Source organism: Mesoplasma syrphidae, assembly GCF_002843565.1.
GTDB lineage: Bacteria > Bacillota_I > Bacilli_A > Mycoplasmatales > Mycoplasmataceae > Tullyiplasma > Tullyiplasma syrphidae.
The window spans coordinates 869,036-894,708 of the sequence record NZ_CP025257.1; the positions used below are offsets into that span (position 1 = coordinate 869,036).

A 25,673-nucleotide genomic window follows, 5' to 3' on the forward strand; every position below is an offset into this window, starting at 1 on the left:
TTTCTAATCCCATCCTTATTCTTCTTCTGATACGAAATCTTGGCTAATTTCTTCTTCGTCAACTTCTTCAAAGCTATCTAAGTTCTCAATTAAGATATCGTTATCTAATGTTAATTTTTCAGCTGATACATAACTAATTTCATCATCATATCCTTCAACGTCAAAATCTTCAGCATCATCATATGCGTTGATTGCCAATTTGTTACCTTTGTCATCAATCATATACATATCAAATCCCAATCCCATAATTTCTTTTGTAAGAACATTAAATGATTCAGGAATTCCTGGTTCAGGAATATGTTTTGATCTCACGATTGATTCATAAGTTTTTGTACGGCCTTTAATATCATCTGATTTAATTGTCAAGATTTCTCTCAAAGTGTGTGCAGCTCCGTACGCTTCTAATGCTCAAACTTCCATTTCTCCGAAACGTTGACCACCATTTTGAGCTTTTCCTCCTAATGGTTGTTGAGTAATTAATGAATATGGTCCAACATTACGAGCATGTAGTTTATCATCAACCATGTGTGATAATTTCAACATGTACATAACTCCAACAGCAATTGGTTTATCAATTGCTTCACCCGTTTGACCATCAATTAATTTAACTTTTCCGTAATTATCCATTCCGGCTTCAGCCATAATTTCATCAAGTTCAGTTTCATTTAGTCCTTCAAATACTGGAGTTGCAATTTTTGCTCCTAATTTTTTAGCAGCCATTCCCAAGTGAATTTCTAAAATTTGTCCAATATTCATACGTGAAGGCACCCCTTGAGGGTTTAACATAATATCAACTGGTGTTCCATCTTCTAAGTGAGGCATGTCTTCAATTGGCAAGATACGTGAAATAATCCCTTTATTTCCGTGTCGTCCAGACATTTTATCCCCTTCCTGAATTTTACGTTTTTGTACTATATAAACTTTAATAACTTCCATTACATCTGCTGCCAATTCGATTCCATCAGGATTCAATGGTGATTTTGCTTTGAAACGTTTGATTGCTTGAACAATTCCCTCTCCACCATTTGGTACTTTTAATGAGTTATCCTTAACGTTACGTGATTTTTCTCCAAAAATTGCATGCAGCAATTTATCTTCTGGTGATAATTGAGCTTGTCCTTTTGGAGTAACTTTTCCAACTAAAATGTCGCCAACTTTAACTTCTGTTCCAATTGCTACAATTCCATCTAAGTCTAAGAACTTTTTAGCTTGTTCTGAAATGTTTGGAATTTCTCTAGTAACTTCTTCTTCACCTTGTTTTGTATTACGTACTTCAATTGTATATTCATCAACGTGAACTGAAGTAAAACGATCTTCCATTACAACTCTTTCAGACATAATAATTGCATCCTCAAAGTTATAACCATTATAAGTTGAAAACGCAACTACAACGTTTTGTCCAATTGCTAATTCACCTTTTTCCATTGAAGGACCGTCAGCAATAATTTCACCTTTTTTAACTTTATCCCCAGCTTTAACAATTGGGAAATGAACTAAAGCAGATCCATTATTTGATCTTTCTCAATCTGAAAGTGTGTATGTTTTAATTCCTGATTTTGCTTCAACAGTAATAATTTTTGAATCAACATATTTTACAATACCAGACTCACTTGCAACAACAGCTGATCCTGAGTCACGTGCAGCCTCAAATTCAATCCCTGTTCCAACAATTGGAGATTCAGGATTAATTAATGGTACAGCTTGACGTTGCATGTTTGCTCCCATCAAGGCACGGTTGGCATCATCGTTTTCTAAAAACGGAATCGCACTTGTAGCAACCGAAACAATTTGTTTTGGTGAAACATCAATGTAGTCTAATTCATCTAATGACGCCATATAGTCGTCACCTTTATAACGTGAAACCACAACTTCATCTAAAATTTTTCCTGTTTCTTCTTGTTGAACATTTGACTGTGCAATAATAAAGTTTCTTTCTTCATCAGCTGTTAAGTATTCAACAATGTTGTTTTGAATTACACCGTTAATAACTTTACGGTATGGTGTTGTAATGAAACCGTATTCATTAACTTTTGCATATGTTGATAAGTTATTAATCAATCCAATGTTTGGTCCTTCTGGAGTTTCAATTGGACAAATTCTTCCGTAGTGTGAAGGGTGAACGTCACGAACTTCTAGTCCGGCTCTGTCTCTTGAAAGACCTCCGGGACCTAATGCTGTTAATCTACGCTTATTTGTTAATTCTGATAATGGGTTAATTTGATCCATAAATTGCGATAATTGTGATAAATTAAAGAATTCTCCAATAATTGCAGTTAATGGTTTTTTATTGATAATTGTTGATGTTCTTATTTTATATAAATCAGAAGTTGCCAATTTTTCTTTAACATTTTTTTCAATACGGCTCATACCCATTCTAAATTGATTTTGCAATAATTCTCCAACTGTACGAACACGACGGTTTCCTAAGTGATCAATATCATCAACTTCTCCGATGTTGTCTTTTAAAGTAATTGCGTATGAAATTGTTGCTAAAATATCAGGAACATTAATAAATTCATCGCTTGCCTTCTTTGTAATTCCAACTAAAGTTACAGTTTCTTGTCTTGTATCATTATCTTTAAATACTTTTACTTTTTGAATTTCTCTTGAACCAGCAATTCCAGGTGCATAATCAATTTTTGAAACCATAACTCCTGAATCTAATGCGTCAGCAATAGTTTTGAAGTTAGATTTAGCAACTTCAGTCCCCATCGCTACTAAGATATTTCCTTTTGCATCAATAATATCTTCAGCTAAAACTCGACCTAAAAGTCTATTTTTAATTGACAGTTTTTGTTGCAATTTAAATCTTCCAGCTTTTGTTAAATCGTATTTGCGTTTTTCAAATAACATTCCATAAATAAATTTAGAAGCTCCTTCAGCAGTTGCTGTCTCACCTTGACGAATTTTTTTGTAAATTTCTTGAACTTGGTTATCTCAATCAGTATCTCAATCCCCTGTTAAGTTATCTTGTTCATATGTACTTGCAATTAATTCTTCGTTATCAAAAATGTCTAACACAGCATCTTTTTTTAGACCCAAAGTAGTCAATAGTGATGTTGCAGTAGTTTTTCTCGATTTGTCAATTTTTACATAAAATGCACTTGTTGCTTTGTTATCAACAGATTTTTTAGTTTCTGTTTCAAATTCTAATCATGTTCCACGTGAAGGAATAATATCGGCATAGTAAATTGTCTCACCATTTTTACGGTTTAATTCTTTTTTAAAATATGAACCTGGTGATCTTACTAGTTGAGAAACAATAACTTTTTGAGACCCGTTAATTATAAAAGTTCCTGAATCTGTCATTAATGGGAACTCTCCCAAGAAAACTTCTCCAGATTTATAGATTGAAACGTTTGCCAAGATCATATCTTCTCTATTCTCAACAACATCAATTTGGACCATATCTGGTTTGTCAGAATTTTTAATTTTTACTTCAAAAAAGAAAGAATCTCCGGCATCTTTTTTAAAAGTTACTGATTTGCTTTCAACTTTATCTTTCAATCAATTTGTAACAACTTTTTTAACATCTTTTTCAACAATTTCATCAAATTCTTTTGAAATTTCTTCCCTTGTATTAACAGATAATTTCAAATTAGCGTAAATTGGAGCTTCAAAAATTTTTGACTCTTCTTTTGCTCTTGCAATTGTTATTCTAGGTTCTCTAAATTCTCAATTTTCCAAAGTCAAAATTGCTGTCTCATCTGTAGACAGAATTGGAAAAAATTCTTCAAATACTTCTTGAATTCCTTTTTCTTTAAATCATTTGAAAGTATCAGTTTGAATTTCAATCAAATTTGGTAACGGTAAATCTCCTGAAACCTTAGTATAGTCACGTCTTTCAACACCGCGGTTTACTGTTTTAATTTTATATGTCATTTTATATTTCCTTTCGAGTTCTACTATAAAGCGCATAATAATAATTATAATTATTATTTATGCTCAAATCAATTCTTAATCTTTCAATAAGCGCTTAATTTTATATAAAGCGCAGTCATTTAACAAATATTTTGCAGATGTTGTCCCTTTTTTAATTAACAATCGATTGTCAACCAAATTATTAAGGCTTTTTTGAAGTTGATCCTTATTGAGAACTTCATAACTTCCAATCATCAAATCTTGCTTAATTCGATTAAAACTAACTTCCTTGTCGCGAATATTTAAAATTGTTAGTAAAACCATAACTGTTTCATTATCACCAACTAATTTTTGTCGCTTGATTGGTTCTTCTGCAATTCATTTGTTTAACATATGTAAGCGATATGTTACATTAATCTCTCGCTGAGCAAATTTTTTTAATAATTTTAGGGCTTCTGAAATATTCATCCTATTAGCAAAACTTTCATCAATTGATTTAATCAACTCCGAAAATTTATTACCAATTGCATAACCTGGAAAAATTAATCGTAATTGTCCATTGGCTTGATGCATATATCATTGCGATAATAAAACTGCAATAATCAAATTATGTTTTTTGTATGGGCTTATCATCATCACTGCAATAATAATTAGATATGCTTGTGTAAATCCGGCTAGTGGTGTTTTGCGCAGAGAGTAAATATAGTTAAATAATGCCTGCAATTCTTCATCAATTTTTTCAATTTTTACTGTTTGCTTCAAAAACGTTTTATCTTTTAAAGAGTTGCGATAATAATTACGCTTATTATCCAAATCCAATCCAATATTTCTAAAAATTACGTGAATAAAAAGTTCATAGTTATCATCGTTAATTTCAAATTTGTCTTGTTGAATCAAGTTGTATGCTTCTACTACATTTCAAATTAGTTTTTCTTCTTTACTAATTGGACGCCTTCCTGAAATCATTTCAATTACGGTTTTCCTAATTTCTTTAGGAGAATAATGTTCAAAACCACCATCAAGAATTAAAAGACTAGATAAATCATATACTCTCATTTCTCTGCTTGCAGAATCCATTTTCTTAATATTATAAGCATTTAAATAATTATAAAGATATCGATCACTTTCAATTTGTTCATTCAAATTGAATCGAATTTTCTCTTTATAAGTTATTGGTATGGATGAGTAATATATATTGTTATCTAAATCTTTTAATATCTTGTTTAGTGATTTATCGTCTAAAAAATAATCTAAACCTATCACAAAAAACTTCCCTTCATCTTTATTAAAATAAGACTAAGAGAATAGTAGAAGCTCTTAACTAACTAAACTACACTCAATTTATTAGATTTTAACACTATTAAAATAAGTTTTCCACACAAATATGAGAAATATTTTCTTACTTTTTTATTTTGCAACTTAAAAAACAAAAAGCAGACCAAAATCTGCTTTTTGTTTCAAATAATTTAAATTATTTTAAGTCTACTGATGCTCCAGCTTCAACTAATTGAGCTTTCATTGTTTCAGCGTCTTCAATTTTAACATTTGCTTTAACAGTCACTGGCATTTCCCCATCAACTAGTTTTTTAGCATCCATTAATCCTAAACCTGTTAATTCCTTAACAACTTTAATAACTTGAACTTTTTGTGTTCCTGCTGATGTTAATAATACAGAAACTTCTGAAGGTGTAGCATCTGCTACTCCTGCTGCAGGTGCTGCAACTGCTGCAGCTGCAACTACTCCGAAGTGTTCTTCAATTGCTTTAACTAAATCGTTTAATTCAGCTAATTTCATCTCTTCTAATGCTTCAATAATTTGTTCTTTTGTAATAGCCATAATATATGTCTCCTTTTATCTTTCTTTTATTTTGTATTTGCGCCACTAATACACATTGTGTTTTTTGATTGATTAGTTTGTTTTTGTTTCAGCGATTGCTTTTGTTAATAACATGAATTGACGTAATGGATAGATCAATCCAGAAGCAAACATTGAGTATAATTCTTCTTTTGAAGGTAAAGATGCAATTTCGTTGATTGCTGCTGTATCCATAACTTTTCCTTCATAGATACCTGCTTTTAATTTCATATCTGAATTTGCTTTAGCAAAGTTTGATACTAATTTTGCGGCAGCAATTGCATCATCGTTTGAAAAGATAAACACATTTTGTTGAGTTAAAAATTCAGTTAACTCATTAAATCCAGCTTTTTCTGCTGCTCTTGTAACTAATGAATCTTTATAAACTTTAACTTCAATATTTTGTTTTAAAGCTTCACGTCTAAATTCAGTCATTTGAGCAACAGTTAAGTGTTTATATTCAGCAACAGCAACTCCTTGCGCAGTTTGCATTTTTGAAATAATTTCTTCAACTATTTCTGCTTTTTTAGCATGTGCGGGTCTTGTATTTGACATTTACATTCCTCCTTTGTTCTATTTTTATAAACCTAATAAAAAACCTCGATTTTTCAACCGAGGAAAACAAAAAAGTTTTTTTAAAAGTAAAAACATTTTTCCTCGGTAACAAATTAAGGGATAATCCCAGTTACTTTCTTCGGTACTAATAGCAATAAAATATTACCATAATTATTCTTCTAGTTAAATATCTATTTCATTTTCTTTTTTAATTATCAATGAGAAAAATAACATTAATGGACTTGTTAATGTCAAAATTAATGCTCTTGTTATTAGCAAACTTTTTGCTAACGGTTTATTTAAAACTACTTTTACTAAAGCAATTACTGAGAAAATAGGGCTAGAATAAACCAAAATACTATAAATAATCTTCAAGCAGTAGAAGAAAGTTTTTTTCCTGACTTGACTCAGCATTTTGCTTTGATATTTTAAAAATGAAATAAATGATAAATGATCCTGCAATTGTAAATATATCTACTGCTAAATTTATAATTGCAAGTATTAGCATTGTGGTTTCAACTTGTTTTTGAGTAATAACATATTGTTTTTGTGTTTCATAATTTCAATAATAAAGTAAGGAACTGTTAACGGTAGCAATAAGTAAAAACAGTATTTAAAATATCTATACTTTTTATTTATAAATGAAAAGCTTCCCAGAAGGCCTAAAATACATAATATTTCCATTGCAACTGAACCATATGAATTTATGTTTCAAGATTTATATCTTAAATCAATGAAGAGGTCAACAATATAAAACATAGCTCCTATAAAATAGACTGAAGATGTAATACAATATAAATTTATTTTTATTAATTTCATTTTATTTTGTCCTTTATTTTACTAAAAAATTTTAGCCTTAGATAATTTTTGCACCAAAACTTTATCTAATGATTAATAAATTCATAGTTGCTTTCAACTACTCAATATTTTTTAACAACTTTTCAATGGTAAATAATTAGCTTCTTTAATTTTGCTTTATTTCTTAAATATTTTCACTTTAAATAAAAAAAATAATTCAAAACCAAAAAATGATTCATCTAAGAAGAAAGTTTGATTGCCTGTAGAATAAATTTGAAACCTTAACTAATCGTTAATTTGTTATATAAAATTAAAGTATACAACATGTAAGAAGGGATTTCAGATGCAATATATACACGAAAAAATGTTATCATTCAAACTAAAAACTAAAGGCCTTGCTAATAGAAAAATGCGTTTACAAAAAAGAAATTTAATATTGATGAGTGAAAGCATATTGAACAGATGATGCTAAATCATGTGGAAATTTATGTAAATGATCTAAAAGAAGAACATCAATTTTGATCTAAAATTCTTGATCTTTTGGAGTTAAAAATTTTGGATACATGGAAAACTGGTTTTAGTATTGGAACAAGTAAAAGTTATATTTCTTTTAATCAAAGTTATACAAAAAGTAGTCATCAATTTAAACGAACTAATCAAGGACTCAATCATATTTGTTTGTTGTCTTTTAAAGATAAGAATTGAATTTTAAGCGAACTTGCTAAGCGAAATATTAAAATTCTTTACAGAAACAAAGTAATTTCTGAAGATACAGTTTTCATTGAAAATTCATGAGGTTTAAAAATTGAACTATTATTCGTTAATGAAAGTAAAAAAATCTCGCCATAAGGTGAGATTTTTTAAAAAATTAAATTAGTTAATATTAACTTTAATCCCAGGCCCCATTGTAGTTGAGATTGTTACGTTAAGCACGTATTCTCCTTTAACAGTTTGTGGTTTAGCTTTTTTAATTTCTGCAACAATTGTTTTAAAGTTTTCTTCCAACGCTTCAACTGAAAATGATGCTTTTCCTAAGATAGCATGAACATTTCCTTCTTTGTCAGCACGGAATTCAATTTTTCCTTTTTTAACATCGTCAATTGCTTTAGCAACATCCATTGTTACAGTTCCTGTTTTAGGGTTTGGCATTAAACCTTTTGGTCCCAAAATTTTTCCGATTGCTCCTAATTTTGCCATCATTTCTGGAGTAGCGATAATTACATCAAAATCAAATCAATTTTCTTTTTGAATTTTAGAAATTAAATCTTCTCCTCCAACAAAATCAGCTCCAGCATCTTGTGCTTCTTTAACTTTAGTATTTGTTAATACTAAAACTTTTTGAGTTTTTCCTGTTCCTGATGGTAATACTACTGCACTACGAATTTGTTGATCAGCTTTTCTTGGATCAATATTTAAGTTGAAAGCAATTTCAACTGTTGAATCAAATTTAGTTGTCGCTGTATCTTTTGCTAATTGTAAAGCATCTTTTACTGAGTAAACTGTTTGTTTTTCAACTTTAGCTGCAGCTTCTTTAAATCTTTTTGTAACTTTAGCCATTATTTAGTTTCCTCCATACCTTCAATTTTGATTCCCATATTTTTAGCTGTTCCTGCAATAATTTTCATAGCAGCTTCAATAGAGTTTGCATTTAAATCTACCATTTTGTATTCAGCAATTTTTCTAATTTCATCTACTGAAATTGTTGCCACAACTTCTTTCCCAGTATTGTGTGCACCTTTTTCAATTTTTGCTGCTTTTTTTAACATCGCTGCAGCGGGTGTTGTTTTTAAAACAAAGTCAAATGATTTATCATCATAGGCAGTAATAACAACTGGAACAATATCTCCAGCGCGTTCTTTAGTTGCGTCGTTGAATTGTTTCGTAAATTCAGGCATGTTAATTCCTAAAGATGCTAGTTCAGCTCCTGGTTTAGCTTGCATAGCCATGAATTCTAATTTTGCGATACGTGTGATTTTTTTAGCCACGGGTTTGTCCTCCTAATATTTATTTAGTTGACTGGTTTTTACTCGCTGTGGTTCATGTGAATACTAACTTCATAGTTCTTCTCCCACAATAAAAATCGGCCTTTAATAATTATAATACAAAAAAAGAAAAAGTGCACAAAGCACTTTTAGGATTATAATTAATATTCTTTTATTGACTCAACATTCTCAAAAAACATTTCAAGAGTTGTGTAACGTCCAAACATTTCAATTGAAACTAATGCAACACCTTTTGAATAGTCCATTTCTTTAACTATTCCTTCTTCACCAGCATGAATTCCGTCTTTAATAACTACTAGTTCTCCAACTTCAAAACTTGCTGTTTTTAATTCTTTTTTAGCTACAGCCTCACCTTTAACTTTTTCAGTTTTAACTTCAGCTTTTGCCTCATTAGTATCAATGTCCAATTCCACGATCTCTTCTTCAGGCATCAACATTCTTAAAACTTCTTCAGTTGCTAATGGAAATGGTTTTGCTCCTCTTCCAGAAGAACCAATGAAACCAGTTACTCCCGGAGTATTTCTAACGATGAATCAAGCCTTTTCTGACATAATCATATTAATAAAAATATATCCTGGAAAACGATTTTTAACAGTTTGTCTTCCGGTTTTAGTTGTTGTTGATCCTTTTGAAATTCTTACATCAAAAACTTCATTTTCCAAGTTTGATGATTTGATTTTTTGTTGTAAATCAGCTAAAACTTTGTCTTCATGCCCAGTTTGTGAATTGACAACAAATCATTGCCCCTTTGCGCTTAAAATTTCATCTTCTAGCTGTTTTAAATCGATGTTTGACATTTTTATTCTCCTTATATAACTTTAATTAACACAAATAATTGTTGTAGTCCTCAATCAACGAAGAAAAATAGAACTGCAAAAAATAACATAAACAAAATAACAATAATAAATTTTCTTGTTAAATTTTCGCGACCTGATCACTTAATTTTATTGACTTCTTTTGCCATTTTAATTGGAAATTCTTTAAAAGCCAATTTAACATCTATTTTTTCTTTTTCAGGTTTAACATTAATTTTTGCCTTTGTCTGCTTTGATATTTTTGTAGTAACTTTTTTGGTTGGAACTTTAACACCCTCTGCCTGTTCTTCACTGGTATTTAATGACTGTTGCTTTGACTTCTTAGCCAATTTAGCTTGAGCTTTTAACTCTTTTTTTAGTTGTTTATCTTGTTTCGCCATGCTATCTTGTTTCCTTGTGTAGAGTGTGTGCATTACATGTTGTACAGAATTTTTTAATTTGTAATCTTTCTTTTTGAGTTAGAGTACTTTTCGTAAGAGAATAATTTCTACTCAAACAATCTTCACATACTAATATAATTTTTCGACTATTTGAACCCATAATGTTATCCTCCTCATCATTTATATTATATAGAAAGCAGTTTTTTAAGCAACTTATAAGACAACTTAATCTAATTTTCCAATTTTATTAGCAATTTCAAACATTGCTATGGCAGCTGCAACTGAAGCATTAAATGAATCAATTATTTTTGTTGAAGGAATAAAAATATTCATATCACTATTCTTAGTAATTAAATCAGAAACCCCTTTTTGCTCATTTCCAATAACCAAAACAGTTTTTTGAGCAAAATCAACTTTACGAATATCAACTGAATGCTTATTAATATTTGTTGAGTAAACTCAAAAACCATGCTGTTGAAATTCTCTAATCGCATTATTCAAATTGCTTACTTTAGAAATACTTAGATCATAAACTGTTCCAGCTGAAGTTTTTACAACTGTTGAATTAACTGATACTTGTTTACGATCAAGAATAACTACTTGTTCTATTCCTAATAGACTCGCTGATCTCAAGATTGCACCAAAGTTGTGAGAGTCGTGAATTTGATCTAGCAACAAAACAATAGCTGTCGATTTATCTTTTAAATTTTCAAGTGCTTGAGCAAAAGGCACATAATTATATTCTTTTACTTCTGCTACAATTCCCTGATGATTAACTTCTTCATAAAACATCTTATTTAATTGCTCATCATTAGATTTAATTACCTTGATACCAAACTCCTCAAGATTTGTAAACTTTTCTATATATTTAAAATCTTTGACTCAAATTTTACGAATCATTTTTGGGTGCTTTTGAGCAAATTCTTCTATAGCATGTTTACCATATATCAAATTTAATTGTTCCATATTTATACCAGTTTCTTTCTTACTAATTGTTGACGCAAATTATCTGCAGTCGCAAAATCTTTTTTTTGCAAAGCTGACTTTCAAGCTTTAAAAAGCCCTTGATCCTCATCTGTAAATTTAACATTTAAAAGCTCCATGAATCCCAATGTTGCAAAAATATGCTCGAGACTTTTAAATTTTCCAATTCACTGTGTTTCTTGTTGATTAGTTATTTCTTTATTAATCTCTTTAATAACGCGGTCAATAATTGTTAAAACCAATGCGGTATTGATATCATTGTCCATTTGATCATTAAATTCTTTAATAATCAGATTATTCATTTCTACATCTACAAACTGCTCATTTGATAACAAAGCATTCAAAACTTTTTTGCGCAAATTTTCAATTTTCTCAAAAAACTTTTCCCCTTGATTAATTATATTTTCGCTGACATTTAATGGTTGACGATATTGCGATGTTAAAAAAAATCAGCGCAACAAATTTGATCCATAGTTTAAAATAAAATCTTTTACCAAAACTGTGTTTCCCAATGACTTTGACATTTTTTCATCTTCTAATGTTACATGGCCATTATGCATTCAATTTTTTGCAATTTCTTGTTGGTTATATGCAATAAACTGAATACGCTCATTTTCATGATGCGGAAACTTTAAATCAATTCCACCAGCATGAATATCTATTGTCTCATGATTAAAGTATTCATCAATTAACACAGAGCATTCGGTGTGTCATCCTGGACGCCCTTCACCAAACTTTGACTTTCACTTGATTCCAGCGTCTGTCTTTTTTCATATCACAAAATCCAATGGGTCATGCTTTTTAAGATCAATTTCAATTCGTTCGCCAGCTATCAATTCATCAACTTTACGTCCCGATAACTCTCCATAAATCTTAAATCACTTTTTAATATCAAAATAAACGTCTCCATCAACTACATAAGCATCGCCGGTTTCAACAAGCTTTTCAATAAAATCTAACATTTCAGGTAATTTTTGACTAATTGGAATTAACTTAGTTGGCATAATAATATTGAGTGATTTTAAATCCTTTATATAAGCTTCAGTGTATAAAGACGAAATTTCATTTTCAGTCAAATTTTGCTCAATCGCCTTCTTAATAATCTTGTCATCAACATCAGTGATATTTTGCAAATAATTAACTTCTACACCACGACTTTTTAAATATCGTATCAAAATATCAACTAATATTACTGGACGAGCATTTCCAATATGGATGTAATTATAAACAGTAGGCCCGCAGCAATAAATATTGACTTTTTTAGAGGACAAAATATTTTTTTCACCAGTTAGAGAATCATAAATTTTCATGTAACCTCCTATTTAGTATTTTTAATTAGCGGTCTTAGCACAGAATAAACAGTAGTCAAAACAGCAGTATTAAAAATAATTTTAAATGGTACTTGAAAAACACGTAAAACGACCATTGAAATATAAGCATCAGATCCTCCTGATGCAAAAAAACCAGAATCTCCTCAGGCTGAAATAATAATTGTACAAATTAATTCTGTCACAACACAAATTAACACAACTGGCAAAACAGTATCTAGTCAGTATGTTTTTTTCGTAAAATATAAAACGGCACATAAAACATATACAACTATTAAAGTTATACTCATCATAATTAAAAATAAATAAGGGTAAAATGCTGGACTAAGTTCAATTCCCAAAAAATTAATATTTTCCAACGTTACATTTCTAAAAATAAATCACATAAGCCCGGTAAAAGATACAATTACTCCTGTAATTAATGTAATTGAAAAAACTCTTCTATTTCCTGTTCATTTAAAAGCGTATGAACATAATCCCGATCAAAACCCAAATCCAATAGCTACTAAAAAATATGCAATATGGATATATGATGGAACAAACATCATTGTTAACGTTTCAGTTGTTAATCCAACAATAATACCGACAATAGGACCAAAAATCATTCCAGTTATTTTAATCATAATTCCTTCAAAAGCAACTCTGATTGGTGGAAAAACCGTAACTGGTAAGGTTAAAGAAATAACTACGGTAATTGCTACAGATACAGCAACCATCATTGAAATATATGTAATGTTTCGTGTATTAAATTTCATTCCAGTATATGGAATGTTACGACGCTTTTTATATTTGTAAATAAATCCCTGACCACCAGCATAAAGTGTTGCAATTGCAAAAGTGAATCATGTAGCAACAATCGCTAAATTATGACCTTCTAACAAGTAGTCGCTAATTGCCTTCATAAATTCACCCCTTTTACCATAAGAATATCATATACTTATAAAATCTTAGTTAATATTAATTATATTGGTTTTTTACTCTAATTTGCATATAAAACTTTAAGATAAAAAAAATATAGCCTATGCCATATTTTTAAAATAAGATTTTATTTAACCTTATCGCCTTCAGAAACTTGCAAATTACTAATTTTAAAGTCTTTAAATTTATTATGATAAGTGATTGTTCCCGTTTTTTTATTGGCTGCTTCAAGACTTTGACCATTTTCAGTTACTTGTGAATCCTTATCACCGTTAAACTGATACCCCACTAATACTCAACCAAATTGAGTTTTCGCTTTTCCGTCTTTTTGAACTTTAACCCCTGCCACTGACGGACGATACACCGCTCTAATTCCTTCAATTTTAGCTTCAACAGTAAAAGAACGACCTTTCTCTTCTCCTGTTTTTAATTCAATGTCAGTATTGTATACATATTTAACATCAATTGATGTTGGTGCAGTTATATATGATAATTTGTTATTAACTGTTAAAGAATATTTATTGTCTTTATCCTTAGTAGCAACGTACTCAAATTTTAAATCATCTAGCCTTTCTGAAGAAACAGCTAAATATTCTTTTCTAAAATCATCAGTTTTTTCTTTTTTAGTAAACTCTGCTGATTGGAAAATATCTGCCTTAACAACTGAGTCTGAAGAAACCGTTTTTTGTGCGAAAGGGTCATAACCGGCATTTCCAGTCTGTCCTTTTGCCTTATTAGCGGCATCTTCAGATAGCTCATAAACATTTGTTTCTGGAGATAAATATTCAGCAACCTTCAATTCAGTTTTTTCAATTGTTTCCCCATTTTCAACATACGCTATTTTGTTATCTGCATTTGCTGCTTCGAAGGAATATTCAATTTTTGTAAATGAACCATTTTTTGAAGCATAATCGCCTTCACTGGCGATTGATTTAAAGAATTCTTCACTTTGCTCAACAACTTGTAAATTATTTCCCGATGCTTTGTTTGCAGTTTCTTGTGTTACATCGCCACTTTTGACAAATTTTTGTAACTGATATAGTCCCAATAGCGAAGATACTTGAGTATTTTGAAATCTAGCATAATATTCTTCAGGTTTCTTTGTTTCTGTCAAAACGTCATCATAAATTCCGTCAACGCTAGTTCCTTCGTCCACTCCTTTAAAAGTTTTTTTATGTGCTAAAAACTTGTCCTTAGTTGTCTCACGACCGCTGTATGTTAAAACATTAGAAATGTCTGAACGCAGTCTATTAAAAACTCCTGTTCTTCCATTTAAACCAATGTTAATCGCTGTTTTTTGATCAACAGGTTTTTTTGCTTTTCATTCTTTAAAAGCTTCTTCATCTTTTACATACTTATTATTATCTTTATCCCATTTAACAAAATCAGTTTCATTTAGCATATTTTCTGAATTTGCAAAATATGTAGGAATACTTTTAACAGGTGATGTACAAGCAACAACAGAAGCTGTTCCTGCTGAAATAATTGTCATCGACATTAAAAGACCTAGTATTTTCTTCATATAATAACCTCTTTCTAGATCATTTGCTTTTAAAGCACAATATATATATTATAGCAACAAAAAAGGGTTTTAAAAGACCCTTAGTTTCTATCAGTAAATTTACCGTGCGGTTTGTCAAAGTATAATTCAACTGTTCCTGTTGAACCATTTCTATGTTTGGCAATAATTAATTCAACCTCTGAAATCGGATCTTCAATTTGCTCTTGAGTACGATTATGATTTTGATAATCATCACGGAATAAAAACATAATAATGTCTGCATCCTGTTCAATCGCTCCAGAATCACGCAAGTCTGACATCAATGGTCGCTTATCTTCACGCTTTTCAACTCCACGTGATAATTGAGATAAACAAACAATTGGAATTCCTGTATCACGCGCAATACGTTTTAACTGACGAGAAATATTAGAAATTTCATTTTGTCGATCATTTCCATTTGCCCCTGGTGTTGTAATTAATTGCAAGTAATCAATAATACATAACTCAACTTCATGATCGCGTTTTAGCTTATGTAACTTTGACTGAATTTGCTGAATTGTAATTCCAGGAGTATCATCAATAAAAATATTTGTTGATTGTAAACGATCGTCCGCTCTTGTAATTTTTAATCAGTCGTCCTTTTGCAAGTTTTTACCAGTACGTAATTTTGTAGAATCAATTTGTGTCATTGTTGCTAAAATACGTTGAGTCAATTGTTCCTTTGGCATCTCGATTGAAAAAATTGCCACTCCTTTGCGACCTTGATTTGCTGCATTATAAGCTAAGTTTAAAGAAAAAGCTGTTTTCCCAACTGACGGACGTGCAGCCAAAATTATTAAATCTGAAGATTGCAATCCTGATGTCATTTTATCTAGTTTTGCAAACCCTGTTGTAACTCCAGTCAAAGTTTCTTCACGTTGCTCTAAATCCTTAATTTTTTTGATAACTTCTTTAGCTGCAATTCCAATAGATAAAATTTCAGATTTTTTGGCTTCTAAATCAATTTCTAACAATTCTCTTTGCGCCTGATTTAAAACATCTTCCAAACTTGAATTACTTTTACGCAATTCTTGAATTTTCATTAAAGTTGAATCAAATTTTCTTGACATGCTTGCTTTAAAAACAATATCGATATAATCCTCTACACCTTCATCAGTATAAAAATAATTTCCAATTTCTGAAATTTGCTCAGCTCCACCAGCTTTTTCCAATTGTTTTTTGCTTTCTAAGTATATTGCTACAGTTGTTGTAGACAATTCCTTTGAGTTTTGGCTTAATTCTACAATTGCATTAAAAATTAATTTATGAGCACTTTGATAAAAGTCATCGCTTACCAAACGCACCAAAATATCGGGTAATGCATTAGGAGAATGAATTGCAATTGCAAGCACAATTTTTTCTGCTTGATCCAATACCTCAAATTGTTGTTGTGTTTGATGTTCCATTTTATACTTCCTTAATTTCTACTTTTAATTTGGCCTCAATTCCAAAGTCCAATTTAATACGAATATAATGTAAACCAATGTGGTTTAAATTTTTAAAGTTAATAAATTTTCTTTTATCAACAGTAATATGATAAACTTTTGCTAATTGATCAGCAATATCTTGATTTGATATTGATCCGAATGCCTTATTATCGATAACTTGTAGCTTAAATTTAAGTGTTACTTCTTCAATTGCTTTTTTAATTAGCATTGTTTGTGCTTTTGCCAATTCTTCTTCTTCATTAGCAGTTTGAAGTTTAGTTTTTAATGTCTTAATGCTATTTTCAGTTGCCAATTTGACCAATCCATTTGGTAATAAATAGTTTCTAGCATATCCATCAGAAACTTCTTTAACCTCATCTTTTTTCCCTTGACCTTTAACGTCTTTTAAAAATATAACTTTCATATAATCAGCTCCGTTTCATATACTTATTTTATTATAAAAACCATTACTTATTAAGGTCTTTGTTATATAAAATAAAAAACCAAGCGCAGTCTATAATTTTTAACATGGATTTAAAATAAACTTTAGATTTAAAAAAATTTAATATTTAACTACAAAAAGTCTTATTTAGGTAACAATCTAGCAATACTACATTAGAAAACTATCATCATTACCCAAAAAAAATATTTACAAAGTTAGGATAAAAATAATATCAGTGCTGCAAAATTATTGATCAACTTGAGTTATAAAACAATTTTGTATTTAAGCTATTATAAGGTTGAAACTATTATTAACAAATATAGTTATTTGAATGAAAAAAAGTATATATCGTACCAATTATATGCTATTCAAAATTTTAGTTCGCGCTTAAAAAAGTAAATATTATAGTCAAAAAAAGGTTTAAATACTTTTTATTTAAGGCAATTGCCAATTGATTAATATAAAAAAGTGCTGCAAATTCTTGTAATTTGCAGCACGATATATAAAGTTTTCTACATTTATTACTTATTAGTAAATTATGTTCATTTAAGAATGTATATTTTAAACAATATATGTATATTTTTTTCTAAATAAGAAGAATTCTTTTTCTTATTATATAGCATATACAGTTTATTTCCATCAACATGCATCGCTTCTATATCAGCACTAATTGCGTTTACTGAAGCAATACTAACTAATTGCTTGCTACTGTCTAATTTATATAATCCTTCTGTTGAATATGACGTCGAAATAAACAATTGATTATTATATGAAGCAAGCTTGTTAAATGTTTTACTACTATCACTAAAAGTTACTTCGGCTTCGAAACTATTAGTGTTTAATTTAATTTTGCTAATTTCACCATTACTAATAAACCGTAAATTTTGTTGTTAACTATAGTAATATCTTTTAAGAGTGTTTTAAACCTGTTGCTGATTTTAATTCTATGCGTTTATTTAAAGCAGTATCATAATATTCTATATAGTTACTTTGCGAGTCAACAACAAATATTTTTTTATTATGCATAACAAATTTTCCAGAAAAGTTGGGGTTCCCAATTTTACTAGAAAACATGTCTTTATTTACAATGTACCTTTTATTGGAAAATTTATTCTTATATACAAAAAATGAAAAGAGAGTGCCTTGCTAGTTTAAAATAACAATACCAAATTAAGCTAAAAATCTAAAAACTTCTACGTCTTTAAAATTTTTTTAAGCATTTATATTATAACTACATATCTAATTGCTAAGCTAAACAAATTATAGGCAATTTACGCAATAACACTTAAAGGCCTGTTTACTTAACGCTTAGAATATTTTAACGCTAAAAATACTTTTACATGCAAATTAAAAGTGCAAGGCCCAACGAATAAATCATTGGCCTTGCACTTTTAATTTTTGTCAATCCGTACTAAAGTTTTATTATTCAACAACGTATGGTAATAAAGCCATTTGACGTGCTCTTTTAATAGCTAATGCCAAAACTCTTTGATCTCTTGGAGATGTACCAGTGACTCTTCTTGGTAAGATTTGTCCATTTCCTGAGATAAATTTTTTTAGCATTTCAACATCTTTGTAATCGATGTATTTAATACTATTTTTGGCAAAGAAATTGACTTTTTTTCTTTTTTTAACGAATTTTTTTTGCATAAAATTTTACTCCTTCTATTATTAATCTCATAATATAGAATCATCATCACTTAAGATGATTTCATCTTCATTAGAAAGGTTACCAACTGGTTCTTGTTCTTGAACAAAACCATTATTTTGACTTAAATCAAAATTTGAATCAGATTGTGATGATTGGTTTGAAGCAGTTGATGCGTTGTTACTTTTAGATTCAAGGAATTGTACACGGTCAGCGTTTACATTTACGATAGTTTCATATTTACCGTTTGTATTGTTTGATCTCACTGAAATTCTTCCTGTAACTGCAATTAAACTACCTTTTTTTAAGAATTTAGCCATATTTTCAGCTGCTTTATCTCATGCAACACATGGAATAAAGTTTGTGAATTCTTTATCACGACTAAATTCAGAAACTGCTAATGTAAAACCTAAAAATTTAGATCCATTTCCAGCTTCTCTTAATTCAGGATCTCTGGCTAATCTACCAATTAAACTAACTTGGTTCATATTGTTGCCCCCTTCTCTTTCTTGCAATTAATACTATTTAACTTCTTCAGCTTTTGGAGCTTCAGCTTTTGGCGCATCTTCTCTATTAAAGTTTTTGTTAAATGGTTTTTTGAAGTTTCTTCTTTCACGACGTTCTTCTTCAAATTTTGTCATATCTGTTTTTGATAATTCTGTTGTTTGTTCATAGTTTTGTAAGTTTTCAGTATTTAAAACTAATGTTCTAACAACATTTCTGTCAATTCCAGCAACACGTTCAAATTCTGCGACTGCAGCTGTTGTTGCTTCAACAATAACTACTGTATAGAATCCTTTTTTCTTGTGATCAATTTCGTAAGCAAAGTTCATTAATCCTAAATCTTTACTTTCAATAATTTTTCCACCTTCAGCTAAAATACCATTCAATTTGTCTGATAATTCTTTAGCGTCTTTAACGTCTTGATCAAGAATATACATAATTTCATATTTTCTAATCATAATTAAATTCTCCTTATGGTCTTGTGGGCCGTTAAGCCAAGGAGTTAATCCGTGTAATTAACTCGCATATTAAATTATAACTTAATCTCAACTATTTTAAAACCTTTCTTAATAAGAAAGACTACGATAGCTCGTAGTCTTTAGAAATTATTCTTTTGGTTTCATTTGAGGAAAAAGCAAAACATCCTTAATTGATTCAGAATTTGTTAGTAACATTACTAATCGATCAATTCCAATTCCAATTCCAGCAGTCGGTGGCATGGCGTGTTCTAATGCTTCAATAAAATCAAGGTCCATATCATTTGCTTCATCATTTCCAGCCGCTTCTTCTTCAATTTGAGACTTAAAGCGTTCATATTGATCAATAGGATCATTTAGTTCAGAAAAGGCATTGGCATATTCTCTGCCAAGAATAAATAATTCAAATCGATCAGTAAAACGTGAATCATTAAGATTTGTTTTTGATAATGGAGAAATTTCTTTGGGATGTCCATAAACAAAAGTAGGTTCAATAATTGTTGATTCTACAAATTCTTCATAAAATAAATTAATAATATGTCCCACAGTTTCTTGATGTTTTTCAACATGAACATTATGTTCTTTAGCCAACGCTAAAGCTTGTTCAACTGTCATTTGTTTTCAAAAATCAACTCCTGTAATGTTTTTAACTCCATCAACCATGTGTAATCTGTTAAAAGGTTTAAACAGATCAATTTGATGTCCGCCATAACTAATTACATTAGGATTACCAATAGCTTCATTACATATTTTAAAAATTTCTTCAGTTAATCCCATTAAGAAATTCATATCTTCATAAGCTACATACAATTCAATACTTGTAAATTCTGGATTATGGCGAGTACTCATTCCTTCGTTTCTAAAAATACGCCCGATTTCGTAAACTCCCTCAAAACCACCAACAATCAAACGTTTCAAATGTAACTCTGTTGCAATACGTAAATAGACATCAGTATCCAATGCATTATAGTGTGTAATAAAAGGTTTTGCAGCAGCTCCACCCTTAACAGCGTGTAAGATTGGTGTCTCTACTTCAATATATCCTTTGGAATCCAAAAAATTCTGAATCGTGCGAATAATTTTAGAGCGCTTTAAAAATGTTTGTCTGACATCATGGTTTGTTATTAAATCAACGTAACGACGACGATACTTTTCTTCAATGTCCTGAATACCTGCATGTTTATCTGGTAATGGTCTTAAGGCTTTTGATAGTAGTGTATATTCTTTGACTCTAACTGTTAATTCTCCATGGTCGGTTTTCATCATTATACCTTTAACACCAATAATATCTCCCAAATCTAACTCACGAAAATCTTCAAATAATATTTCTCCAATTTCATCCATTCTTACATAAAGTTGAATTGAGCCATCTTGATCATCAATATTTACAAATGCCGCTTTTTTACCAGCTTCACGATAAAGCTTAATACGACCAGCCACAGAAATGCATTCCTGGTCCAAATTTGCTAATTCTTCTTTAGTATAATTACCAAATTGTTTATTTAAAAAAGTCAAAGATGCAGATTTTTCGTACTTACTAATTTTATAAGGGTCCTTACCTTTTACCACTAATTTTTGATATTTTTCACGACGAATTTGTTCTTGCTCCGTGAATTTTCTTTCTTCAATTGCCATTGTAGGTTTTCCTTTCTTGTTATGATTATTTAAAATCAATATACTCTTTTATAATTGCTTGAATATCTGGTAATATCAAAATTTGATTTGCCTTATCTTTCAGTGCCTTAACATTTGCCTTGTATGGTAATACATCTAAGTACCATGCTAAATGTTTTCTAAACTCACGCATTCCTCATTCTTCAGTTCTTAATTCAACTAGCATTTCCGCGTGTTTTTCAACAGTCGCTTTTCATTCTTCAAAATCAGGACCAGGAAGCTCCTCCCCAGTTTTTAAATAATGATTAACTTGGCCGAAAATTCAAGGGTTCCCCTGACATGCTCGTGAAATCATTACAGCATCACAACCTGTTTCGTCTAACATTTTCTTTGCTGTTTTGGCGTCAATAACGTCGCCATTACCAATAACAGGAATTTTCACTGCTTCTTTAACTTCCTTTATTTTTTCTCAATCTGCATGGCCGGTGTAAAAGTCAGCACGTGTTCGTCCATGAACTGCGATTGCGCTTGCGCCTGCTTTTTCAATTAGTTGAGCTACCTCAATTGCATTAACACTATCTTTGTCTCAACCCAAACGAATTTTTGCAGTAACTGGCTTTTTAGTACTTGCTACAACTGCCTTTACAATATCATAAATTAGTTCTGGAGTTTTTAGCAAACTTGAACCTGAAGCTGAGCGAACGGCAACTTTTGGTGCTGGACAACCAATATTTAAATCAATAATGTCACATTCTACATTTGCGTCAATTCACTTAACTGCTTTAATAAACGATTCTACATCATTACCAAAAATTTGCATACTCATTGGATGTTCTGTCGGATCAACAGCCAGCATGCTAAAAGTTTTGGCATTTTCATGGACCATCCCCTCAATTGACACCATTTCAGCAACTACCAAAGCTGCGCCTTTTTCCTTAGCAATAACTCTAAATGGTGCATTAGATATTCCTGCCATTGGTCCTTGGATTACCTGTCCTACTATCTCAATATTTCCAATTTTCATTTTAACCTACTTTATTTCCATTCATATATCACTTGCTATTAACGTCTGTAAAAAATACTCCTACTTTTGTTCCATAGTTTTTAAAAAAGTCAGTCAAATGTTTAGCCAAAAGTTCTTCCTTATCCAAACGTGCCATTCATTCAACAGAAACAAAAATTGGTCCTTTATTTTCTACTTTAGGAAGAATATCACTTTCTTCGCTAATGAACATAATGTTTTCAGGAGCAGCATTGACCAATTTTCCAATTTCATCAATTAGTTGTGAATATTTTTCAACCGCTTCTCTGCTTACTCCACTGAATTTTAAAATTGGCATAGGGTACCTCCATAATAAATTAATTTTAACTTTTTAAACTTCAAAAGACAACAAAACAAGTTTTCAAAGTGAAAATGAGTTTGTTGTTTAAGCAAATTACGACTTTTTGAAACAAAAAAAAAAAAAAAAGTTTTTGTAAATTTTGAGAGCCTGCTCAAAAATTTGCAAAAACTTTTAAAAATAACATATTTTAGATTAATCACTTAATCTTCTTTTAAAATTGTTGTAAATTCTTTCTCGTTCATACGAACTTTATCAAAAAAGTATACATAAGGATCTTGCAAATCTGGTTTTCCCATTCCTAGAGCAACAACAAATTGCTCATTTTCCCCATTAATCAATTTATGCTTAATTAATGTACTGTTGACATTGTCTTTATCAAAACCTTCCATTGGTCCTGTTCCAATTCCAACATCAGCTGCAGCAATCATCGCACTCCCTAAAGCAATATAAGCTTGTTTTTGTGCTCATCAATCAGGTAAAACATGATTTTGGCTTCAATTGCTGTAAACCGCTTCTGTTCTTGAAGGACGCATAGATTCAACTGGCACAGTAGCAGAAATACTTTTTTCAACAAGAGATTCACGTAAGTACTTTTCCTTAGCACTGACAAATAAAATAACATGACTCGCGTTTACAAATTGACTCTGATTAAAAAAATATGGGGCTAACTCAGTTCTTAAGCTGTTTCTTGGCAAAACAATAATTCTATAACTAAAAATTCCATAACTTGCTGAAGTTCAACGGATGGCTTCAGTAATTGAGTTTAAAGTTTTTTCATCAATTATATAATCAGGTACCATTTTCTTTGTGGCACGACGATTACGAATTAATTCATAAACATGATGGCTTTTATTTTCAGACATAAAATTTCTCCTTTTTCTTTTTATAAATTAAATATACTAAAAAAAACAAATATTGTATTGAAAATTTCTTTACATTTTTTAAAATAAAGGTAAAGAAATTTTTGTTTAAAAAATAAAAAAATGCCCTATATTTTTTGAAAAAAATTGCTTCAAAAAATATAGAGTATTTAATTAAAAAATATTAATTTTAATTATGATCAATCAATTGTTCGTGGGTCAGCAGGAGTATCATTATGTTCCAAACTGTCAATTAGTCCATTTTTAATATTAATCACCGTGTTAGCGATTTTAGCAATATTTGGGTTATGAGTAACAACAACGATTGTTGTCTTATATTCACGATTTACTTTAACTAAAATTTCAAGAACTTTACGCCCCATTTCTTCATCCAATGCTCCTGTTGGTTCATCTGCAAAAAGAATGTTTGGATTTTTTGCTAAAGCACGCGCAATTGAAACACGTTGCTGTTGTCCTCCAGACATCTGATGAGGATATTTGTTCATTTGCTCGGCCATTCCAATAGTCGTAAAAATATCTTCAATTGACATTGCATTTTCTTTATTAGATGAAAGATTTTCACCAACTTCAGCATTTTCTTTAGCTGTTAAATTAGTTAGCAAGTTGTATTGTTGGAAAATAAATCCAACATTTCGACGACGAAATTTAGTTAAATGTGAATCTTTTAACAGTGTTAAATTTGATCCTAAAATAAATACGTCTCCTTCACTTGCTTTATCCAAGCCAGAAATAATATTTAAGAAAGTAGTCTTTCCAGACCCTGATGGTCCCAAAATAACAATAAAATCACCCTTATCTAAAATAATATCGATACCCTTTAAAACTGGCGTTTCCAAATCTCCTGTAATATAAGATTTGCGAACATTTTTTAACTCAATAATATGTTTATCCAAATTTGGTTGATAATTCTCAGTCGTTATAACATCACCATCTAATATATTTTTTGAGTATTTAGCAGTTAACTGTTTTTGACGTTTAAGTTTTTGTTTTAGCCCTTTAACTCCGTCCTCAAAATCAGGCTTTTCGCCAACGTTTAAAAAGTTTCTATCACTATCATTAATGACAGGCTCTAATTTTGCAGTTTTTTTAGAAACAGTTTTTTTAGAAATTTTTGCTTTTTCATCACTAACTTTATCCGCAATAATTTCCTCTTTTTGCTCTTCAATATTATTAGACTCAAATCTATTAATCTTTTCTTTCAAATCCTCTGCCACTTTTTCTAATTTTTGAATTAGCTTGTCACGATCTGGATTGTCTTCAATTAAAGATTGCTTTTGTCACTCCAAATTTTTTTCAGTGCTAGCCAAAGCTTCTTTTAATTTTTCCAATTTTGTAAAATTTGTCATTTATCCTCCCTTAATTTCAAAACAATGTCAAAAATATTTTATCACACAATAAGTTTACTTTTTTATAGATTATTTTTTATTAATCCAACAACTCTGAAATATCATTTGAATTAACTAGATACTTCCTACTACAAAATTCACAAACAATTTCTACATCTTTTTTTTCTTCAATAATGTTAGAAATTTCAGCTTGGCCCAACATTTTAATTGATCTCATAACTTTTTCTTTTGAACATGTACATTCAAATTGTAATTGGCGTTGTTCTAAAATTACTGCATCCTCAATAATTTCTTTGATTAGAGCTTCATAATTAGTTGATTTAAGCAAAATTTCTCCAACATAACTACTATTGCCAATTTTTTCTTCCAAGTAATCAATATCATTTTCTGTGTGAGTTGGTAATAATTGAACTAGAATTCCAACAACTTTTTTAATTGTAAAATCATTGTTCAATGATACTTTAGTTGTAATAAACGATTGTACTTGATTAGAGCTTCTCAAATAATTCATAAAATCTAAATCAATACTTCCATCAACAAGATCGGTATTTGAAACATACGGGTCACGCATATTTAAATCCTGACTAATTAGTAAGCTACCTTGAGTCCCAACTGTTCCAATAATGGGATTTTCCATTTTCAAAATTTCACGAGAGTCAAAATTATTATGCTGAGCATAACTACGAATTTTGTCATTTTGAAATTCAGTGATCATTTTACCAATTTTTCCATCTTTAGTTGAAATATTTGCTGTCATTTTTTCTCCGTTTTTCAATTCCATAGCAAGTAGCGTGTTTGCAGCTGTGAACTTTGAAAGAGCTATTGTAACTAACGGATTTGATCCTTGTAATTCAATTATCTTTTGCATTGATTCTGTTATATCAACAATTGAAATTTTTGCATTGTGCTTAGAACTTATTCCACGAATTCTTATATCCATATTTTAAATCTCATT

Annotated in this window: 25 protein-coding genes and 1 other annotated feature; of the genes, 1 reads left to right on the forward strand and 24 read right to left on the reverse strand. The window is 30.1% G+C overall.

Annotation, left to right across the window (positions count from 1 at the left end; translation table 4 throughout):
- Positions 1-15: 15 nt before the first annotated feature.
- From rpoB to rplJ, 4 genes are all read right to left on the reverse strand, one after another.
- Positions 16-3,882, reverse strand: coding sequence for a DNA-directed RNA polymerase subunit beta (gene rpoB, locus CXP39_RS03745; RefSeq protein WP_027048262.1), 3,867 nt, complete (start codon positions 3,880-3,882; stop codon positions 16-18).
- A gap of 75 nt (positions 3,883-3,957) precedes the next feature.
- The gene (locus tag CXP39_RS03750; RefSeq protein ID WP_027048263.1) at positions 3,958-5,124 is read right to left on the reverse strand and encodes a hypothetical protein; all 1,167 of its coding nucleotides are present in this window, start codon (positions 5,122-5,124) and stop codon (positions 3,958-3,960) included.
- Between the two features lie 208 nt (positions 5,125-5,332).
- Positions 5,333-5,698 carry a 50S ribosomal protein L7/L12 gene (rplL, locus tag CXP39_RS03755; protein ID WP_027048264.1) on the reverse strand — a complete coding sequence of 122 codons (366 nt, stop codon included), beginning with the start codon at positions 5,696-5,698 and terminating at the stop codon, positions 5,333-5,335.
- Positions 5,699-5,770: 72 nt separating this feature from the next.
- Positions 5,771-6,271, reverse strand: a complete 501-nt coding sequence (rplJ, locus tag CXP39_RS03760) for a 50S ribosomal protein L10 (RefSeq protein ID WP_027048265.1) — start codon at positions 6,269-6,271, stop codon at positions 5,771-5,773.
- A gap of 28 nt (positions 6,272-6,299) precedes the next feature.
- Positions 6,300-6,432 (reverse strand) — a sequence feature (ribosomal protein L10 leader region).
- 1,099 nt (positions 6,433-7,531) lie between these two features.
- Between rplJ and CXP39_RS03765 the strand changes: the two genes are divergently transcribed.
- Positions 7,532-7,918 carry a VOC family protein gene (locus CXP39_RS03765; RefSeq protein ID WP_051591878.1) on the forward strand — a complete coding sequence of 129 codons (387 nt, stop codon included), beginning with the start codon at positions 7,532-7,534 and terminating at the stop codon, positions 7,916-7,918.
- A 24-nt stretch (positions 7,919-7,942) separates the two neighbouring features.
- On the opposite strand, the gene rplA is transcribed toward CXP39_RS03765, so the two are convergent.
- The 20 genes from rplA to CXP39_RS03865 form a co-directional block, all read right to left on the reverse strand.
- Positions 7,943-8,626, reverse strand: coding sequence for a 50S ribosomal protein L1 (gene rplA / locus CXP39_RS03770; protein ID WP_027048266.1), 684 nt, complete (start codon positions 8,624-8,626; stop codon positions 7,943-7,945).
- A complete protein-coding gene (rplK, locus tag CXP39_RS03775) occupies positions 8,626-9,054 on the reverse strand; it encodes a 50S ribosomal protein L11 (protein ID WP_027048267.1) in 429 nt (142 codons plus the stop codon). Before rplK ends, rplA begins: the two co-directional genes overlap by 1 nt.
- 158 nt (positions 9,055-9,212) lie before the next feature.
- The gene (gene nusG, locus CXP39_RS03780) at positions 9,213-9,869 is read right to left on the reverse strand and encodes a transcription termination/antitermination protein NusG (protein WP_027048268.1); all 657 of its coding nucleotides are present in this window, start codon (positions 9,867-9,869) and stop codon (positions 9,213-9,215) included.
- An 11-nt stretch (positions 9,870-9,880) separates the two neighbouring features.
- Positions 9,881-10,267 (reverse strand): preprotein translocase subunit SecE, encoded by a 387-nt coding sequence (gene secE, locus CXP39_RS04025; protein WP_211246780.1) that lies wholly within the window; start codon positions 10,265-10,267, stop codon positions 9,881-9,883.
- Position 10,268: 1 nt separating this feature from the next.
- The gene (gene rpmG, locus CXP39_RS03790; protein ID WP_027063529.1) at positions 10,269-10,427 is read right to left on the reverse strand and encodes a 50S ribosomal protein L33; all 159 of its coding nucleotides are present in this window, start codon (positions 10,425-10,427) and stop codon (positions 10,269-10,271) included.
- 65 nt (positions 10,428-10,492) lie between these two features.
- The gene (gene rlmB / locus CXP39_RS03795) at positions 10,493-11,233 is read right to left on the reverse strand and encodes a 23S rRNA (guanosine(2251)-2'-O)-methyltransferase RlmB (protein WP_027048271.1); all 741 of its coding nucleotides are present in this window, start codon (positions 11,231-11,233) and stop codon (positions 10,493-10,495) included.
- A gap of 2 nt (positions 11,234-11,235) precedes the next feature.
- On the reverse strand, positions 11,236-12,561 hold the full coding sequence (gene cysS / locus CXP39_RS03800) for a cysteine--tRNA ligase (protein ID WP_027048272.1): 1,326 nt from the start codon (positions 12,559-12,561) through the stop codon (positions 11,236-11,238).
- An 8-nt stretch (positions 12,562-12,569) separates the two neighbouring features.
- On the reverse strand, positions 12,570-13,481 hold the full coding sequence (locus CXP39_RS03805) for an ECF transporter S component (RefSeq protein ID WP_027048273.1): 912 nt from the start codon (positions 13,479-13,481) through the stop codon (positions 12,570-12,572).
- A 143-nt stretch (positions 13,482-13,624) separates the two neighbouring features.
- Entirely contained in the window at positions 13,625-15,019 is a 1,395-nt protein-coding gene (locus CXP39_RS03810) for a hypothetical protein (protein ID WP_027048274.1), read from the reverse strand.
- Between the two features lie 80 nt (positions 15,020-15,099).
- Positions 15,100-16,443 carry a replicative DNA helicase gene (dnaB, locus tag CXP39_RS03815; protein WP_027048275.1) on the reverse strand — a complete coding sequence of 448 codons (1,344 nt, stop codon included), beginning with the start codon at positions 16,441-16,443 and terminating at the stop codon, positions 15,100-15,102.
- A gap of 1 nt (position 16,444) precedes the next feature.
- Positions 16,445-16,888 carry a 50S ribosomal protein L9 gene (rplI, locus tag CXP39_RS03820; protein ID WP_027048276.1) on the reverse strand — a complete coding sequence of 148 codons (444 nt, stop codon included), beginning with the start codon at positions 16,886-16,888 and terminating at the stop codon, positions 16,445-16,447.
- Positions 16,889-18,328: 1,440 nt separating this feature from the next.
- Positions 18,329-18,556 (reverse strand): 30S ribosomal protein S18, encoded by a 228-nt coding sequence (rpsR, locus tag CXP39_RS03825; protein WP_027048277.1) that lies wholly within the window; start codon positions 18,554-18,556, stop codon positions 18,329-18,331.
- Positions 18,557-18,577: 21 nt separating this feature from the next.
- On the reverse strand, positions 18,578-19,042 hold the full coding sequence (locus CXP39_RS03830; RefSeq protein ID WP_027048278.1) for a single-stranded DNA-binding protein: 465 nt from the start codon (positions 19,040-19,042) through the stop codon (positions 18,578-18,580).
- Positions 19,043-19,075: 33 nt separating this feature from the next.
- Positions 19,076-19,516 (reverse strand): 30S ribosomal protein S6, encoded by a 441-nt coding sequence (rpsF, locus tag CXP39_RS03835; protein ID WP_027048279.1) that lies wholly within the window; start codon positions 19,514-19,516, stop codon positions 19,076-19,078.
- A gap of 147 nt (positions 19,517-19,663) precedes the next feature.
- Positions 19,664-21,169 (reverse strand): lysine--tRNA ligase, encoded by a 1,506-nt coding sequence (gene lysS, locus CXP39_RS03840; protein WP_036256433.1) that lies wholly within the window; start codon positions 21,167-21,169, stop codon positions 19,664-19,666.
- Between the two features lie 25 nt (positions 21,170-21,194).
- A complete protein-coding gene (dusB, locus tag CXP39_RS03845) occupies positions 21,195-22,172 on the reverse strand; it encodes a tRNA dihydrouridine synthase DusB (RefSeq protein ID WP_027048281.1) in 978 nt (325 codons plus the stop codon).
- Position 22,173: 1 nt separating this feature from the next.
- Complete coding sequence (locus CXP39_RS03850; protein ID WP_027048282.1) at positions 22,174-22,488, reverse strand: DUF1904 family protein; 315 nt, start codon at positions 22,486-22,488, stop codon at positions 22,174-22,176.
- Between the two features lie 203 nt (positions 22,489-22,691).
- Positions 22,692-23,354: a nitroreductase family protein gene (locus CXP39_RS03855; protein ID WP_027048284.1), complete on the reverse strand. Its 663-nt coding sequence runs from the start codon at positions 23,352-23,354 to the stop codon at positions 22,692-22,694.
- 191 nt (positions 23,355-23,545) lie between these two features.
- Positions 23,546-24,433 carry an ABC transporter ATP-binding protein gene (locus CXP39_RS03860; RefSeq protein ID WP_425437677.1) on the reverse strand — a complete coding sequence of 296 codons (888 nt, stop codon included), beginning with the start codon at positions 24,431-24,433 and terminating at the stop codon, positions 23,546-23,548.
- Between the two features lie 364 nt (positions 24,434-24,797).
- Positions 24,798-25,658: an Hsp33 family molecular chaperone HslO gene (locus CXP39_RS03865; RefSeq protein ID WP_027048286.1), complete on the reverse strand. Its 861-nt coding sequence runs from the start codon at positions 25,656-25,658 to the stop codon at positions 24,798-24,800.
- Positions 25,659-25,673 lie beyond the last annotated feature (15 nt).